The organism is Pseudonocardia zijingensis, from assembly GCF_042657305.1.
In the GTDB taxonomy this organism is placed as follows: Bacteria; Actinomycetota; Actinomycetes; order Mycobacteriales; family Pseudonocardiaceae; genus Pseudonocardia; species Pseudonocardia zijingensis.
The window spans coordinates 430601-443703 of record NZ_JBHSKO010000003.1 but is presented as its reverse complement, the minus strand read 5'-3'; the positions used below and the strand labels follow the sequence as shown (position 1 = coordinate 443703).

The window sequence follows — 13103 nt, the reverse complement described above, 5'->3', positions numbered from 1 at the left end:
CATGACCCGCTCGTCCCGGCGCGGGGCGGCTCGCATCGGGGTGCTCGCCGCAGGGGCGTGCCTCGCCACGGCGCTGTTCGCCACGGGCTGCACCACCACGGTGGGCGGCGCGGCGGCCGCCGACACGGCTCCGGTGCCGACCGAGGGCCCGGGGAGCGATCCCGTGGCGTGGGCCGACCGCCTGTGCGAAGGGGTGCTGAGCTTCGCCGAGCCCGCGACGTCGCCGCCCGACTACTCGCGCACGAGCGACTTGCCCGCCGTGCAACGCACGGTGAGCTCCTACCTGAACGCGGTGGTCACCGGCGCGAAGCAGGGCCAGGCGCAGCTCGGAGAGGTGGGCGCGGCTCCGGAGCCCGCGGGCGACGAGGCCACACGGCGGGCGCGGGAGGCCCTGGGGGCGCTCGAGGAGGAGTTCGGCGGGGTCAAGACCGCGGTCGACGGCATGAACCCGAACGACCCGGAGGGCTTCATGACCACGCTCACGCGGGTCGAGACGACGATCTCGGCGGTCACGGTGCCGAACCCGCTCGCCGACCTCACCACCGCGCCCCGGCTCTACCGGGCCGCCGAGCGGTCGACGCAGTGCCAGCAGCTGTCCGGGCTGGCCGCGGCCGCCCCTCGCTGAGCCGGTCGGTGGCCCGCGCACCCGGCCCGACCACTCGGCGCGCCCCAGTACCACGAATCGAACGCGTGTTCTACTCTGCGGTTCGTGTCGCAGCTGTCGATGTTCTCAGCGGAGGCGCGGCCGCCACAGGTGAGCGACCTGGCGGGGCTGCTCTGCGGTCCGGGTCAGATCGTCCGGTTCGGGGCGGGGGACCAGGCGCGGCTCTCCATCGTCCTGCCCGACGCGGCGCGCGCCCCCGCGGTGGCCACCGCGTGCGCGGCCACCGGCATCCCGGTCACCACCGTACGCACGGAGTCGGGCCTCGCCCTGCGCACCGCGTTCCGGTGCGACCTGGTCGGCCTCGCACGGGCATGGATGCGCGGATCGACGAAATGCGTGCCGGAGGGATGGCAACTCGACGGCGCGGCGTTACGCATGTGGGCGCTCGCGGCAGGCCGTCCGGATGAACGTGGCGGCTACCTGCTGGCGCTCGACCCGCACGCACCGGAGACGCACCTCCCGCTCATCGCGGCGGCCACGCGGGCCGGACTTCCCCCTGCTCGCGACGGTCGCGGGCCCGCACTGCGGATCAGCGGCACGCGGCGCGTCGCCAGGCTCGTCGAGCTCGTGGGCCCGGTACCGCCGGGTGCCGCCACCGCCGAGTGGCCGAGGTACTGGGGTAGAACGGCGTCTTGACGGTGTGGTTACGCTCTCGCGGCGCATGTCGGTGGCACGTGGATTCCTCGCGGTTCCGCAGCTGAATGTGACGAGCGTGACACAGCGGGTGGGTGTGCGAACGCGAGGGTCCGGCCGATGCCGCTCCCGAGGCCCCGCATACTCGGTGTCCTGGCCCCCGTGCAGCCGGCGCGGTGGGTACCGGGCGACGGCCGGTGCGCGTGCCGACGAGAGGCGCTCGCCGGAACGTCCGTAGACGATGGAGTAGGACCAGGTGGCAACCGGAACGACGAGTGCGAAGCCCGCCAGCCGGAAGGGCACGGGCAGCGGCCCCGCGGCAGGCGGTGGCCGGGGTACCGGCACGTCCACGGGCGCCGCCAACGGGCGGCCGACGAGGCGGTTGGTGATCGTCGAGTCCGGCACGAAGGCGAAGAAGATCCAGCAGTACCTCGGCCGTGACTACGTCGTGGAGGCCTCGGTGGGCCACATCCGCGACCTGCCGCGCGGCGCTGCCGACGTGCCCGCCAAGTACAAGGGCGAGTCGTGGGCCCGGCTCGGGGTCGACGTCGACAACCAGTTCGCGCCGCTCTACATCATCACGCCGGAGAAGAAGGGCAAGGTCGCCGAGCTCAAGGACGCGGTGAAGTCGGTCGACGAGATCCTGCTCGCCACCGACCCCGACCGCGAGGGCGAGGCGATCGCCTGGCACCTGCTCGAGACGCTCAAGCCGAAGATCCCGGTGCGCCGGATGGTCTTCCACGAGATCAGCGAGCCCGCCATCCGGGCGGCCGTGGAGAACCTGCGCGATCTCGACCACGACCTGGTCGACGCGCAGGAGACCCGCCGGATCCTCGACCGGCTCTACGGCTACGAGGTCTCCCCCGTGCTGTGGAAGAAGGTCATGCCGCGGCTGTCGGCCGGCCGCGTGCAGTCGGTGGCCACGCGGATCGTCGTGCAGCGCGAGCGCGAGCGGATGGCGTTCGTCACGGCGTCGTACTGGGACATCGCGGCGCTGATGGACGCCGGTGCCGAGGCGTCGCCGCGGCAGTTCCCGGCGCGCCTGGTGGCCGTCGACGGCACACGGGTGGCCACCGGCCGCGACTTCGGCCCCGACGGGCAGCTGAAGGCGGCCGCACGGGGCAAGGAGGCCGCCCGCGCCCTGGACGAGGCGAGCGCCCGCCGGCTGGCCGAGGCGCTGCAGGGCCGCGACCTGGCGGTCGAGTCGGTCGAGTCGAAGCCCTACACGCGCAAGCCGTACGCGCCGTTCATGACCTCCACGCTGCAGCAGGAGGCCGGCCGCAAGCTGCGGTTCACGGCCGACCGCACGATGCGCAGCGCGCAGCGGCTCTACGAGAACGGCTACATCACCTACCTGCGCACCGACTCCACCACGCTGTCGGACGCCGCGATCCAGGCCGCCCGCACCCAGGCGCGGGAGCTCTACGGCGCCGAGTACGTCTCGCCGCAGCCGCGGCAGTACACGCGCAAGGTCAAGAACGCGCAGGAGGCCCACGAGGCGATCCGGCCCGCCGGGGAGACGTTCCGCACGCCCGGTGAGATCGCGGGCGAGGTCGACGGCGACGACTTCCGGCTCTACGAGCTGATCTGGCAGCGCACGGTCGCCTCGCAGATGGCCGACGCCCGGGGCACCACCGTCAGCGTGCGGATCGCCGGCAGCGCCGCCACCGGCGAGGAGGTCACGTTCGCCGCGTCCGGTCGCACGATCACGTTCGCCGGCTTCCTGAAGGCCTACGTGGAGACCCTCGACGAGGGCAGCGACGGCCAGGCCGACGACGCCGAGTCCCGGCTGCCGGAGCTCACCAAGGGGCAGCCGCTCACCGCGGCCGAGCTCACGCCGGAGGGCCACACCACCAACCCGCCGTCCCGCTACACCGAGCCGAGCCTGATCAAGGCGCTCGAGGACCTCGGGATCGGTCGCCCCTCCACGTACTCGTCGATCATCAAGACCATCCAGGACCGCGGCTACGTGTGGAAGAAGGGGCAGGCGCTCGTGCCGTCCTGGGTCGCGTTCGCCGTGATCGGCCTGCTCGAGCACCACTTCGACCGGCTGGTGGACTACGATTTCACGGCCACCATGGAGGACGAGCTCGACGCCATCGCGCAGGGCACCCAGCAGCGCACCGACTGGCTGTCGGGCTTCTACTTCGGCGCCGACCAGGCGGCGGAGGGCTCGGTGGCCCGGGCGGGCGGGCTGAAGAAGCTCGTGGGCGTCAACCTCGAGGAGATCGACGCCCGCGAGATCAACTCGGTGCCGGTGTTCGACGACGTCGTGGTGCGGGTGGGCCGGTACGGGCCGTACCTGGAGCGGGTGCGCGACGGGCAGTCCCAGCGCGCCAACCTGCCCGACGACCTGCCGCCCGACGAGCTCACGCCCGAGGTGGCCGAGCAGCTGTTCTCGGTGCCCCAGGAGGGCCGCTCGCTGGGCGTCGACCCGGTCACCGGGCACGAGATCGTGGCGAAGGAGGGCCGCTACGGCCCGTACGTCACCGAGATCCTGCCCGACACCGAGGCGCCTGCCGAGTCGAACGGCAAGAAGAAGGCGGCGAAGCCGAAGCCGCGCACCAGCTCGCTGTTCAAGTCGATGACCACCGACACGATCACGCTGGAGGACGCGCTGCGCCTGCTGTCGCTGCCCCGGCTGGTGGGCACCGACCCGGAGAGCGGCGAGGAGATCACGGCCCAGAACGGCCGCTACGGGCCGTACCTGAAGAAGGGCACCGACTCGCGCTCGCTCGCCGACGAGGAGCAGCTGTTCACGGTCACGCTCGAGGAGGCCCTGGAGCTCTACAAGCAGCCCAAGCAGCGCGGACGCCGCACGGCGGCCGCCACGCCGCCGCTGCGGGAGCTGGGCAAGGACTCGGCCACCGGCAAGCCGATGGTGATCAAGGATGGGCGGTTCGGCCCGTACGTCACCGACGGCGAGACCAACGCGTCGCTGCGCAAGGGCGACGACGTCGAGAAGATCACCGACGAGCGGGCGAGCGAGCTGCTGGCCGAGCGCCGCGCCAAGGCGGGCACCACGAAGAAGGCCCCGGCCCGCAAGAAGGCGGCTCCCCGCAAGAAGGCCGAGGCCAAGGGCTGACCGTCGCGGTCAGGCCGTGAGGAGGGCGCGCACGGCCGTGGCGAGGCGCTTGCCGTCCGCCCGGCCGGCCGCGGCGGCCGTGGCGTGCTTCATGACCTGGCCCATCTGCCGCGGGCCGGGTCGCTCACCCAGCTCGGCCGCGGTCTGCTCGACGGCGGCACGGGCGATCTCGGCGAGCTCGTCGTCGGACAGCTGCGCCGGGAGGTAGCGGGCGAGCACCTCGCCCTCCGCGCGTTCCTGCGCGGCGAGCTCCTCGCGGCCCGCGCCGGCGAACGCCTCGGCCGACTCCGCGCGCTTCTTGGCCTCCTTGCGGATGATCGCGAGCACTTCGTCGTCGCTGAGCTGCCGCGCTTCGTCGCCCGCGACCTCGGCGTTGCCGATGGCCGTCAGCGTCATCCGGAGGGTGGTCTTCACCAGCTCGTCCCGGGACTTCATCGCCGCGGTCAGGTCGGACCGCAGCCGCTCCTTGAGGGTGCTCACGGGAGGGCACGCTAATGCACTCCCCGCTGGACGTACGCTGCAGTTGTGAACAGCTGGGCTCGGCTCGCGCTCGGCGCGACCACCACCGGTGCGGCCACCTTCGCCTACGCGGCCGGCATCGAGCGCCGCCGGTGGACGCTCCGGCAGAACACGCTCCCGGTGCTGGAGGCGGGCGCGCGCCCGCTGCGCGTGCTGCACGTGTCGGACCTGCACCTCACACCTCGCCAGCGCAGCAAGCAGCGGTGGGTGGCCCGGCTGGCCGAGCTGGAGCCCGACCTGGTCGTCAACACCGGCGACAACCTGGCCCACCCGCGTGCGGTGCCCACCGTCCTCGCCGCGCTCGGCCCGCTGCTCGACCTGCCGGGCCTGTTCGTGTTCGGCAGCAACGACTACTTCGGCCCCACGCCCAAGAACCCCGCGCGCTACCTCGTGAAGAGCTCGCGGCGCAGCCACGGCGAGCCGCTGCCCTGGCGCGACCTGCGGGCCGCGCTGCTGGAGCGCGGGTGGCACGACGCCACCCACTCCCGCGTGGACCTCACCGCCTCCGGGATCCAGATCGCGGCCGCGGGCGTGGACGACCCGCACCTGGGCCTGGACCGCTACGACCGCGTCGCGGGCCACCATGACGGGAATCCCGGCCTGCGCCTGGGCCTCACCCACTCCCCCGAGCCGCGGGTGCTCGACCGCTTCGCCGCCGACGGCTACGACCTGGTGCTCGCCGGCCACACGCACGGCGGGCAGCTGCGCCTCCCCGGCGTCGGGGCGCTCGTCACCAACTGCGGCATCGACCGGTCCCGGGCCCGCGGCGTCTCCCGCTGGGGCGCCCACACCTGGCTGCACGTGTCGGCCGGGCTGGGCACCTCGCCCTTCGCACCCGTGCGCTTCGCCTGCCCGCCGGAGGCCACCCTGCTCACCCTCGTGCCGCGCCCGTCGGTCGCCGCGGCCGCGAAGACCACCCGGACGTCGGCGCCCGCAGACGTCGGCTAGACTCGATCCCGGCCCACGGGCCATCGGGGTGTGGCGCAGCTTGGTAGCGCGCTTCGTTCGGGACGAAGAGGTCGCAGGTTCAAATCCTGTCACCCCGACCAACAAAAGGCCCGGTCAGGGACTCGCAGCCAGCGAGTTCGACCGGGCCTTCTGCTCTGCTGGGCAGCGTTGGGGAGAACCCCCGATCAACCAGGCCGAACGCGACTCCGATGCCGCCAGCCCCCCCGCTCAGCCGGCCCACACAGCGGGGCGCCGGTGGATCCAGGGGGCGGCCCGCTCGAGCTGTCCGGCCAGGGCGAGCACGAGGTCCTCTCGGCCCGAGGCGGCCGCGAGCTCGATCCCGATCGGCATGCCGGTCGTCTCGTCCTGGAACAGCGGCAGCGACGCGGCCGGCAGGCCGGCCGTGTTGGCCCACGGCGTGAACGGCGAGTGGGCGAACAGCCGCGCCGTCCAGTCGTGCCCGTCGAACCCGTCGATGTCGTTCGTGTTCGTGCCCAGGGGTGCGGCGACGTCAGGCAGGGTCGGGGTGAGCACCAGGTCCAGGTCCGCCATGGAGGCGACGACCGAGCGGGTCACCGCGTTGCGGGTGTCGAGCGCGCGGACCATGTCGAGCGCAGGAAGCGCCGTTCCCGTGCGGTACACCGCGAGGGTCTGCGGCTCCAGCGTGGAGTGGTCGACCGCGCGGCCGGTCGACGCCGCGGTGTCCGCGACCCAGGTCGCGATGTTCGCCGACCACAGCACCGAGCTGTGCCGGACGAACTCCTCCCAGCTCACGCCCAGGTCGACGGAGGCCTCGTGGCCGAGGTCGGCGCACAGGGCGGCGGTCTGCGCGACCGCGACGGCGACGGCGCCGCTCGGGTGGTTGCCGCCCCACGGCTCGGCCAGCACCCCGACCCGCAGCCGAGTCGGAGCGCCGGGCCTCGGCGATCGCGGCCAAGGCCTTCTCGTCCGGGCGTGCAGTGGACATGGCGGAACCTCCGTGACAGAGGAGCAGGGTCGGAAGACACGGGCGGCGATCCGCGACGCTATTACTTCCTAGCAGAATAGTTCCTGCAGGAAGTGTCTTCTTCAAGAGGTCAGCGGCGAGGAGGGTCACAGCCAGTGACGTCAGGACCGAGGCGCGCCCCGCCCGCGCACCAGCCATGTCCGACCCATCCGCTCCGACGCCGTCGTCGCACAGTGGACAAAATCGTGCCGCCGATTGTGACGCCGGAGTAACACTTGCCTGCGAAATACTTCTGCGGGGTAGGATCTTGGCCATGGCGGTACGCGTTGATCAGGCCGAGCTGTGCCTTCCCCTGCTCCTGGGCCGCGTGCACGCCGAGATCCTGCGGCGGTACACCGCGGCGGCCCGCTCCGCCGACTGCCCGATCGAGGAGTGGTGGGTGCTGTCCAGCCTGGCCACCCGGGGCGGGCGCCCGATGAGCGAGATCGCCGAGTACGCGGGCATGCCCAACCCCAGCCTCACCAAGGTCGTCGACCGGATGGTCGCAGCCAACCTGGTGTTCCGTCGGGTCGACCCGGAGGACCGGCGTCGCACCCTGCTCTACCTCACCACCCGCGGGCAGGAGAAGCACACCGAGGTGGCCGTGGCGGTGGCGGACGCCGAGGCGGAGATGCGGGCGGCGGCGGGCGAGGACCCGGTCGGCACGCTGCACGCCGTGCTCGCCGGGCTCGCGCCGGCGCTGCTTCCCTGATACCACCGCGCAGCCGGACTGCACGGGACCCGAACCGAACGCTATTCGGGACGAAGAGGTCGTAGGTTCAATTCCTGTCACCCCGACACGAGGAACGTCGTGGGCCCGCGGCCTCACATCCGGGACCTCAGCACGTCGACCTCGCAGCCCGGTGCGAACGCGTCGAAGCCGTGTTCGACGAGCCAGCGCACCCCCAGCAGGCTGCGCAGCGACCACCACGCGCGGACCAGGTCGACGTCGACGTCGGTGCCGTATCCAGCGAGGACGTCGCCGAGGTGCTCCTCGTGCCCGAGGGTGAGGGTGGCGAGGTCGAACAGCGCATCGCCAGGGCTCGCCTCGGACCAGTCGATGATGCCGGTGACCTCGTCACCGTCGACGAAGACGTGGTCGACCTGCAGGTCGCCGTGGGTGAACACCGGGGTCCACGGCCGGATCGCGGCCTCGGCGATCCGGCGGTTGCGGGTGACGAGGTCGGCGGGCAGGACGCCGTTGGCCACGAGCAGCTCGCACTCGCGGTCGAGTTCCGCCGCCAGCTCGTCGGGGTCGCGGCGGCGCCGGCCGGGCCAGTGCGGCACCGACGCCTCGTGCAGCGTCCGGACGGCGGCGCCCGCCGCGGCCCACGCCGCCGGGGACGCGGTCGACGGCGCACCGAGGCGGCCGAGCGCCGTGCCCGGGAGCGCGGCGATCGCGAGCACCGGCGGCGTGCGCCAGAGGATCTCCGGCGTCGGGACCGGCGCCGCGGCCATCGCCTCGACCTCGAGGTCGATGCGGGCCTGGTCGGCGTCGACCTTCAGGAAGACGTCGCCGAGGCGCAGGGTCACGCGCTCGGAATGGGCGACGACGATTTCGACCTCATCCATGGCCGCCCAGTGTCCCGAGGATGATCGCCCGCGTCGCCGGCGGGTACACCCATCGCTGCGGAAGCAGGAGAGCGGGGGCGACATGACCGTCGCCTTCATGCACCTGCCGGCGGGCGCCGACCTGAGCCCGGTGCTGGAAGGGTTGCCGGGAGATCTCTGCCCGTATCCGCACCGGGGCTACCTGCTCGAGGGCAGGATGGAAATGCGGACCAAGGACGGTGTGGAGGTCTACGAGGCGGGCCAGGCGTTCTACTGGTCGCCCGGCCACGCTCCTCGGGCCCTGGAGGACACCGACTACGTCGACGTCTCGCCCACGCGCGAGTTCGACGCGGTCATCGCCCACGTCACGGGAGCGGACTGACGCGGAACGGCCTGGTCCGAGGCTCCGCAAGGAGCTCCGGCCAGGCCGTTCGCCGTTGTGGTCCCGTCAGGCGTTGTAGCCGCCGTGGGAGTCGAGCACCGCACCCGTGACGTACGAGGCGGCGGGGCTCACCAGGAAGCCGATCGCGGCGGCGATCTCCTCCGGACGACCGATGCGCTGCAGCGCCAGCGAACCGAGCAGCGCATCGAGCGTCTCGGCGTCGGGCGGAGACATGTCGGTCTCCATCAGTCCCGCTTCCACCACGTTGGCCGTGATGCCCCGCGGGCCGAGGTCGCGAGCCACGCCAAGGGTGTAGCGCTCGACCCCGGCCTTGGTCGCCGCGTAGTCGGCGACGCCGGGTACGCCGACGCGGGTACCCAGACCCGAGCTGACCGTGACGATGCGGCCGTCCGGCCGCAGCACCCGGGCCGCGGCGCGGGTGATCGCGATCACGCCGAGGTAGTTCGTGGCGTGCATGCGGTCCAGCGCGTCGGTGTCCGCGTCGGGGTCGTCCACCGTGCCCGCCGCCGAGATCGCCGCGTTGTTGACGAGGATGTCCAGGCCGCCGAAGTACGCGACCACCTCATCGATCAGCGCGGGTGCCCCGCTCGTGTCCGCCTGGTCGGACCGGAACGCCGCGACCTTCACACCTGTGCCGCGCACCTCGTCGACCACGGCCTGCGCCTTCGCCTCCGAGCTGACGTAGGTGAACCCCACGTCGGCGCCCTGCTCCGCCAGGAGCCTGACGGTGGCGGCCCCCAGTCCGCGCGAGCCTCCGGTCACCAGGGCGACCTTGCCGCTGAGCTGTCCGTTCATCGTCCCCTCCTCGCTGTTCGATCGATCGGTAGTCGTAACGCTAATTGTTACGACAGATCGCCGCAACCTCTTCTGTTACGACAGTGGGCGTCGTAACATGTGGAGTTACGGCGGGAGGAGGTGTCCGTGAGCGCCAACAGCAGGTTGACCATCGCCGCCCACGCACTGGCGTGGATCGGCCTCTACCAGCGCCAGGGCCACGAGGTGGCCACCTCCGAGCAGATCGCCTCCAGTGCCAACACCAACCCCGTGGTGATCCGGCGCCTGCTCGGCGAGCTGCGCGCGGCGGGGCTCGTGGAGTCCCGACGGGGCGTGGGCGCCGGCTGGACGCTCACGCGCGAGCTGGGCTCGATCACCCTGCTCGACGTGTACGACGCGGTGGAGTCCGGCCCGCTGTTCGCGATGCACCGCGGCACCCCGGACCAGGGGTGCGTGGTGGGCCACGGAATCCAGCCCGCGATGCAGGGCATCTACGGCGGGATCGAGGAGAAGCTGCGGGCCGAGCTCGCCCGCGTCACGATGGAGGACGTGCTGCGGGACGTCCTCGCGGTGTCGCGCTAGCTCACCCGGTGGGCTCGTCGTTCCACGCGTCCACGGCGAGCGCCAGGCCACCACCCGGGGCGCGCTCCCAGACCACGACGTACTTCACGACCTGGGTCATCTCCTCGCCGCCCTCGGGCCGGATCCAGATGGTCGCGCGACCGATCTCGTGCAGCACGTCGCCGGAGCCGGCCAACCGCGACGTCACCAACTCGGCCCTGCGGGCACCCGATGCCATCACGCCGCGCCAGAACTCCTCGATCGCCTGCCGCCCGGTGATCATGGGGGCGCCGGGCGCGAGGACCACCGCGTCCTCCGCGTAGAGGGCGGCCACGCTCGCGGCGTCGCCCCGCTCGAACGCTTCCATGAAGCGGCGGTTGGCCTCCTCCACCTCGGTGCGGACCTCGATCGTTGCCGTCTCCGCCATCACGCACCCCTCTCCGGTGGCTGTGAGAGGCTTCACACCGTTCTCCGACCCGGATCCGCGGTCAATGCGGCAACCGAGGGGAGAACTTCGGGCATTCGCCGACACCTTGGAGAAGGCGCGGGAGACGTCTGCCCGCTGGGGATCACCCGCTCCTACCCCACGGAGACCGTGGTCCGAGGGCTGCGCCTGCAGGACGCGCACCCCGGCGTCCTTCGGCGGCGCCAAGGAGCTGGTGACCCGCGTCCGGCTGGTGGCCACGGACGCCGACATGAAGATCGGCGAGGGCCCGGAGGTGACCGGCACCGCCCTGGCCCTGCTCCTGGCCGTCTCCGGCCGACACGCGGTCCTCGGCGATCTCGACGGCCCCCGGGCGGGCGCGCTGGCGCCGTCCGCGGGCGGCTGACGGCTCACCGGCGCCGCAGCACGAGCACGGCGACGAGCGCCACCACCACGGCGCTGATGAGCGAGGTCAGCCGGAACCCCGCTGTGAACGCGGCCCGCGCGGCCACGAGGAGCGGGTCCGCGACCGGCCCGGGAAGGGACCCGGCGACGGTCGCCGCGGCCCCGAGGTTGTCGCGCGCCACGTGGGCCACGGCCTCCGGGACGCCTGGCGGCACGGCCGTCGCCATCGCCGCGCGGTAGACCGCGGTGACGATGCTGCCGAGGATCGCCACGCCGAAGGCCCCCCCGATCTGCGGGGCGGTGGAGGAGAGGGAGGCGGCCGCGCCTGCGCGGTCGACGGGTGCCGCTCCGACGACCGCGGCGGTGGCCAGCGCCATCATCGGGCCGAGCCCGGCGGACACGACGATCGCGCCCAGCACGAGCTTCGGGAGGTCGCCTGCGGGCAGGAGCGTGGCCAGCACGAGGTACCCGAGGGAGGAGACGACCAGCCCTGCGCCGATCACCACCGGCGCGGGCAGGCGTCGCGCCACCCGGGGGGCGAGCAGAGAGCCGGCGATCACGCCGACGGCGGACGGGGCGGTCCACATGCCCGCGTGGAGGGGCGAGAGGTCCTCCACGAGCTGCAGGTACTGGGCGATCGCGTAGTTCGAGCCCCACAGCACGAAGATCCCGACGGTCAACGCGGCGATGGCGGCGCGGAAGGCCCGCCCGGCGAAGAGCCCGAGGTCGATCAGGGGGTCCGCGAGCCGGCGCTGGCGCCGCACGAACACCGCCGCCATCGTGATCCCGAGGACCACGGCGCCGGCCGGCACGGGGCCGAACCCGCCGGCCGCGATCTGCTTGAGCCCGTACACGACCGGCAGGACGGCGAGCAACACGAGCGCCGCGCTGCCGAGGTCGAGGCGGCCGGGATGCGGCTCACGGTGCTCCGGCAGCACCACCGGGCCGATCACCAGCAGCACCGCCATGACGGGCGCGGCCAGGAGGAAGGCCGATCCCCACCAGAAGTGCTCGAGCAGCCAGCCACCCACGAGGGGCCCGATCGCGGTGCCGCCCGAGACACTGGCGATGATCACGCCGATCGCCACGGCGCGCTGGTGCGGGTCGCGGAACATGGCCGCGGTCAGCGACAGCGTCGAGGGCATGAGCGTCGCTCCCGCCACGCCCATCATCGCCCGGGCGGCGATGAGCAGACCGGGATCCGGGGAGTACGCGGCGAGCACGGAAGCGACGCCGTACGCCACCGCGCCGACCAGCAGGAGCCTGCGCCGGCCGATCCGGTCGCCCAGCACCCCGAGCGGGATCATCACCGCGGCGAGCAGGAACGCGTAGACGTCGACGATCCAGAGCAGCTGGGTGCTGCTCGCACCCAGGTCGGCGGCGATGGCGGGAAGGGCGAGGTGGGTCACGGTGAGCTCGAGGGAGGCGAGCAGCGCGGGGAGGGCGAGCACAGCGAGGCCGGCCCATTCGCGCGTACCGGCCCGTGTCGCGGAGTTGGTCACCGGACCAGCCTCAAACCTCAGCCATGATTGAGGTCAAGGGGCTATTCTCGCCCCCGTGACCAGCACCCCGCCTCCGGAGCTCACCGTCGGCCAGGTCGCGGCACGGTCGGGCGTCGCCGTGAGCGCGCTGCACTTCTACGAGCAGAAGGGGCTCATCTCGAGCCGCCGCACGAGCGGCAACCAGCGGCGCTACCCGCGCGAGACGCTCCGGCGCATCGCCGTGATCCGGGTGGCCCAGCGCGTCGGCATCCCACTGCGGGTGGTGAAGGAGGCGTTCGCCACGCTGCCGGACGGGCGCACCCCGGACCGCGACGACTGGGCCCACCTGTCCGCCGCGTGGTGCGACGAACTCGACACGCGCATCGACCAGCTCGCCCGGCTGCGCAACCACCTCGCCGACTGCATCGGCTGCGGCTGCCTGTCGCTGGACCGCTGCCTGCTGCGCAACCGCGACGACCGGCTCGGCGCGCGCGGGAGCGGCCCGCGCCGGCTGTTCACCCGGGCCGTGCGCGCGGAGGAGGACGAGCACCGCGACCCGGGCACCACCCGGTCGTGAGCGCGAGTCTGCGAGTCCGCTGAGGACCGTCGCCGCGCACGGGCAGCACGATTGCTACCGTCGAGGGTGATCCGACTCGGAGGGATGGCAGGC

General features: G+C 72.8%; 15 protein-coding genes and 1 tRNA gene. 10 read left to right on the top strand and 6 right to left on the bottom strand.

What is annotated here, in order from left to right; genetic code table 11:
- Position 1 precedes the first annotated feature (1 nt).
- The 3 genes from ACFPL3_RS09115 (at position 2) to topA (ending at position 4382) form a co-directional block, all read left to right on the top strand.
- Complete coding sequence (locus ACFPL3_RS09115; RefSeq protein ID WP_343943098.1) at positions 2-625, top strand: hypothetical protein; 624 nt, start codon at positions 2-4, stop codon at positions 623-625.
- 84 nt (positions 626-709) lie between these two features.
- Positions 710-1300 carry a hypothetical protein gene (locus tag ACFPL3_RS09110; protein ID WP_343943099.1) on the top strand — a complete coding sequence of 197 codons (591 nt, stop codon included), beginning with the start codon at positions 710-712 and terminating at the stop codon, positions 1298-1300.
- A 382-nt stretch (positions 1301-1682) separates the two neighbouring features.
- A complete protein-coding gene (gene topA / locus ACFPL3_RS09105) occupies positions 1683-4382 on the top strand; it encodes a type I DNA topoisomerase (RefSeq protein WP_379588705.1) in 2700 nt (899 codons plus the stop codon).
- 9 nt (positions 4383-4391) lie between these two features.
- Here the strand turns inward: topA and ACFPL3_RS09100 are convergent, their stop codons facing one another.
- Positions 4392-4862 (bottom strand): GatB/YqeY domain-containing protein, encoded by a 471-nt coding sequence (locus tag ACFPL3_RS09100; RefSeq protein ID WP_343943101.1) that lies wholly within the window; start codon positions 4860-4862, stop codon positions 4392-4394.
- 45 nt (positions 4863-4907) lie between these two features.
- Here ACFPL3_RS09100 and ACFPL3_RS09095 point away from each other — a divergent pair, with 45 nt between their 5' ends.
- Positions 4908-5849, top strand: a complete 942-nt coding sequence (locus tag ACFPL3_RS09095; protein WP_343943102.1) for a metallophosphoesterase — start codon at positions 4908-4910, stop codon at positions 5847-5849.
- 24 nt (positions 5850-5873) lie between these two features.
- Positions 5874-5950: transfer RNA gene (locus tag ACFPL3_RS09090), tRNA-Pro, on the top strand.
- A gap of 127 nt (positions 5951-6077) precedes the next feature.
- Here the strand turns inward: ACFPL3_RS09090 and ACFPL3_RS09085 are convergent.
- Positions 6078-6809: an amidase family protein gene (locus ACFPL3_RS09085; protein ID WP_379588784.1), complete on the bottom strand. Its 732-nt coding sequence runs from the start codon at positions 6807-6809 to the stop codon at positions 6078-6080.
- A 299-nt stretch (positions 6810-7108) separates the two neighbouring features.
- On the opposite strand from ACFPL3_RS09085, the gene ACFPL3_RS09080 reads away from it, so the two are divergent.
- Positions 7109-7546, top strand: a complete 438-nt coding sequence (locus ACFPL3_RS09080) for a MarR family winged helix-turn-helix transcriptional regulator (protein WP_343943103.1) — start codon at positions 7109-7111, stop codon at positions 7544-7546.
- A 113-nt stretch (positions 7547-7659) separates the two neighbouring features.
- On the opposite strand, the gene ACFPL3_RS09075 is transcribed toward ACFPL3_RS09080, so the two are convergent.
- Positions 7660-8406, bottom strand: coding sequence for a phosphotransferase family protein (locus ACFPL3_RS09075; protein WP_379588703.1), 747 nt, complete (start codon positions 8404-8406; stop codon positions 7660-7662).
- 82 nt (positions 8407-8488) lie between these two features.
- Between ACFPL3_RS09075 and ACFPL3_RS09070 the strand changes: the two genes are divergently transcribed.
- Complete coding sequence (locus tag ACFPL3_RS09070; protein ID WP_343943105.1) at positions 8489-8767, top strand: cupin domain-containing protein; 279 nt, start codon at positions 8489-8491, stop codon at positions 8765-8767.
- Positions 8768-8833: 66 nt separating this feature from the next.
- Here ACFPL3_RS09070 and ACFPL3_RS09065 read toward each other — a convergent pair whose 3' ends face one another.
- Positions 8834-9583: an SDR family NAD(P)-dependent oxidoreductase gene (locus ACFPL3_RS09065; protein ID WP_343943106.1), complete on the bottom strand. Its 750-nt coding sequence runs from the start codon at positions 9581-9583 to the stop codon at positions 8834-8836.
- Positions 9584-9709: 126 nt separating this feature from the next.
- Here ACFPL3_RS09065 and ACFPL3_RS09060 point away from each other — a divergent pair, with 126 nt between their 5' ends.
- Positions 9710-10144 carry an Rrf2 family transcriptional regulator gene (locus tag ACFPL3_RS09060; protein ID WP_343943107.1) on the top strand — a complete coding sequence of 145 codons (435 nt, stop codon included), beginning with the start codon at positions 9710-9712 and terminating at the stop codon, positions 10142-10144.
- Between the two features lies 1 nt (position 10145).
- Here the strand turns inward: ACFPL3_RS09060 and ACFPL3_RS09055 are convergent, their stop codons facing one another.
- Positions 10146-10550: a YybH family protein gene (locus tag ACFPL3_RS09055; RefSeq protein WP_343943108.1), complete on the bottom strand. Its 405-nt coding sequence runs from the start codon at positions 10548-10550 to the stop codon at positions 10146-10148.
- A 232-nt stretch (positions 10551-10782) separates the two neighbouring features.
- On the opposite strand from ACFPL3_RS09055, the gene ACFPL3_RS09050 reads away from it, so the two are divergent.
- A complete protein-coding gene (locus ACFPL3_RS09050) occupies positions 10783-10953 on the top strand; it encodes a hypothetical protein (RefSeq protein ID WP_343943109.1) in 171 nt (56 codons plus the stop codon).
- 4 nt (positions 10954-10957) lie between these two features.
- On the opposite strand, the gene ACFPL3_RS09045 is transcribed toward ACFPL3_RS09050, so the two are convergent.
- Complete coding sequence (locus tag ACFPL3_RS09045) at positions 10958-12454, bottom strand: MFS transporter (protein WP_343943110.1); 1497 nt, start codon at positions 12452-12454, stop codon at positions 10958-10960.
- A 55-nt stretch (positions 12455-12509) separates the two neighbouring features.
- On the opposite strand from ACFPL3_RS09045, the gene soxR reads away from it, so the two are divergent.
- The gene (gene soxR / locus ACFPL3_RS09040) at positions 12510-13010 is read left to right on the top strand and encodes a redox-sensitive transcriptional activator SoxR (protein WP_343943111.1); all 501 of its coding nucleotides are present in this window, start codon (positions 12510-12512) and stop codon (positions 13008-13010) included.
- Positions 13011-13103: the final 93 nt, after the last annotated feature.

Coding starts and splice junctions, on each gene's coding strand:
- ACFPL3_RS09080 (WP_343943103.1), top strand. CDS start 7,109: ATGGCGGTACGCGTTGATCAGGCCGAGCTGTGCCTTCCCCTGCTCCTG.
- ACFPL3_RS09075 (WP_379588703.1), bottom strand. CDS start 8,406: ATGGATGAGGTCGAAATCGTCGTCGCCCATTCCGAGCGCGTGACCCTG.
- ACFPL3_RS09115 (WP_343943098.1), top strand. CDS start 2: ATGACCCGCTCGTCCCGGCGCGGGGCGGCTCGCATCGGGGTGCTCGCC.
- ACFPL3_RS09055 (WP_343943108.1), bottom strand. CDS start 10,550: ATGGCGGAGACGGCAACGATCGAGGTCCGCACCGAGGTGGAGGAGGCC.
- ACFPL3_RS09065 (WP_343943106.1), bottom strand. CDS start 9,583: ATGAACGGACAGCTCAGCGGCAAGGTCGCCCTGGTGACCGGAGGCTCG.
- ACFPL3_RS09070 (WP_343943105.1), top strand. CDS start 8,489: ATGACCGTCGCCTTCATGCACCTGCCGGCGGGCGCCGACCTGAGCCCG.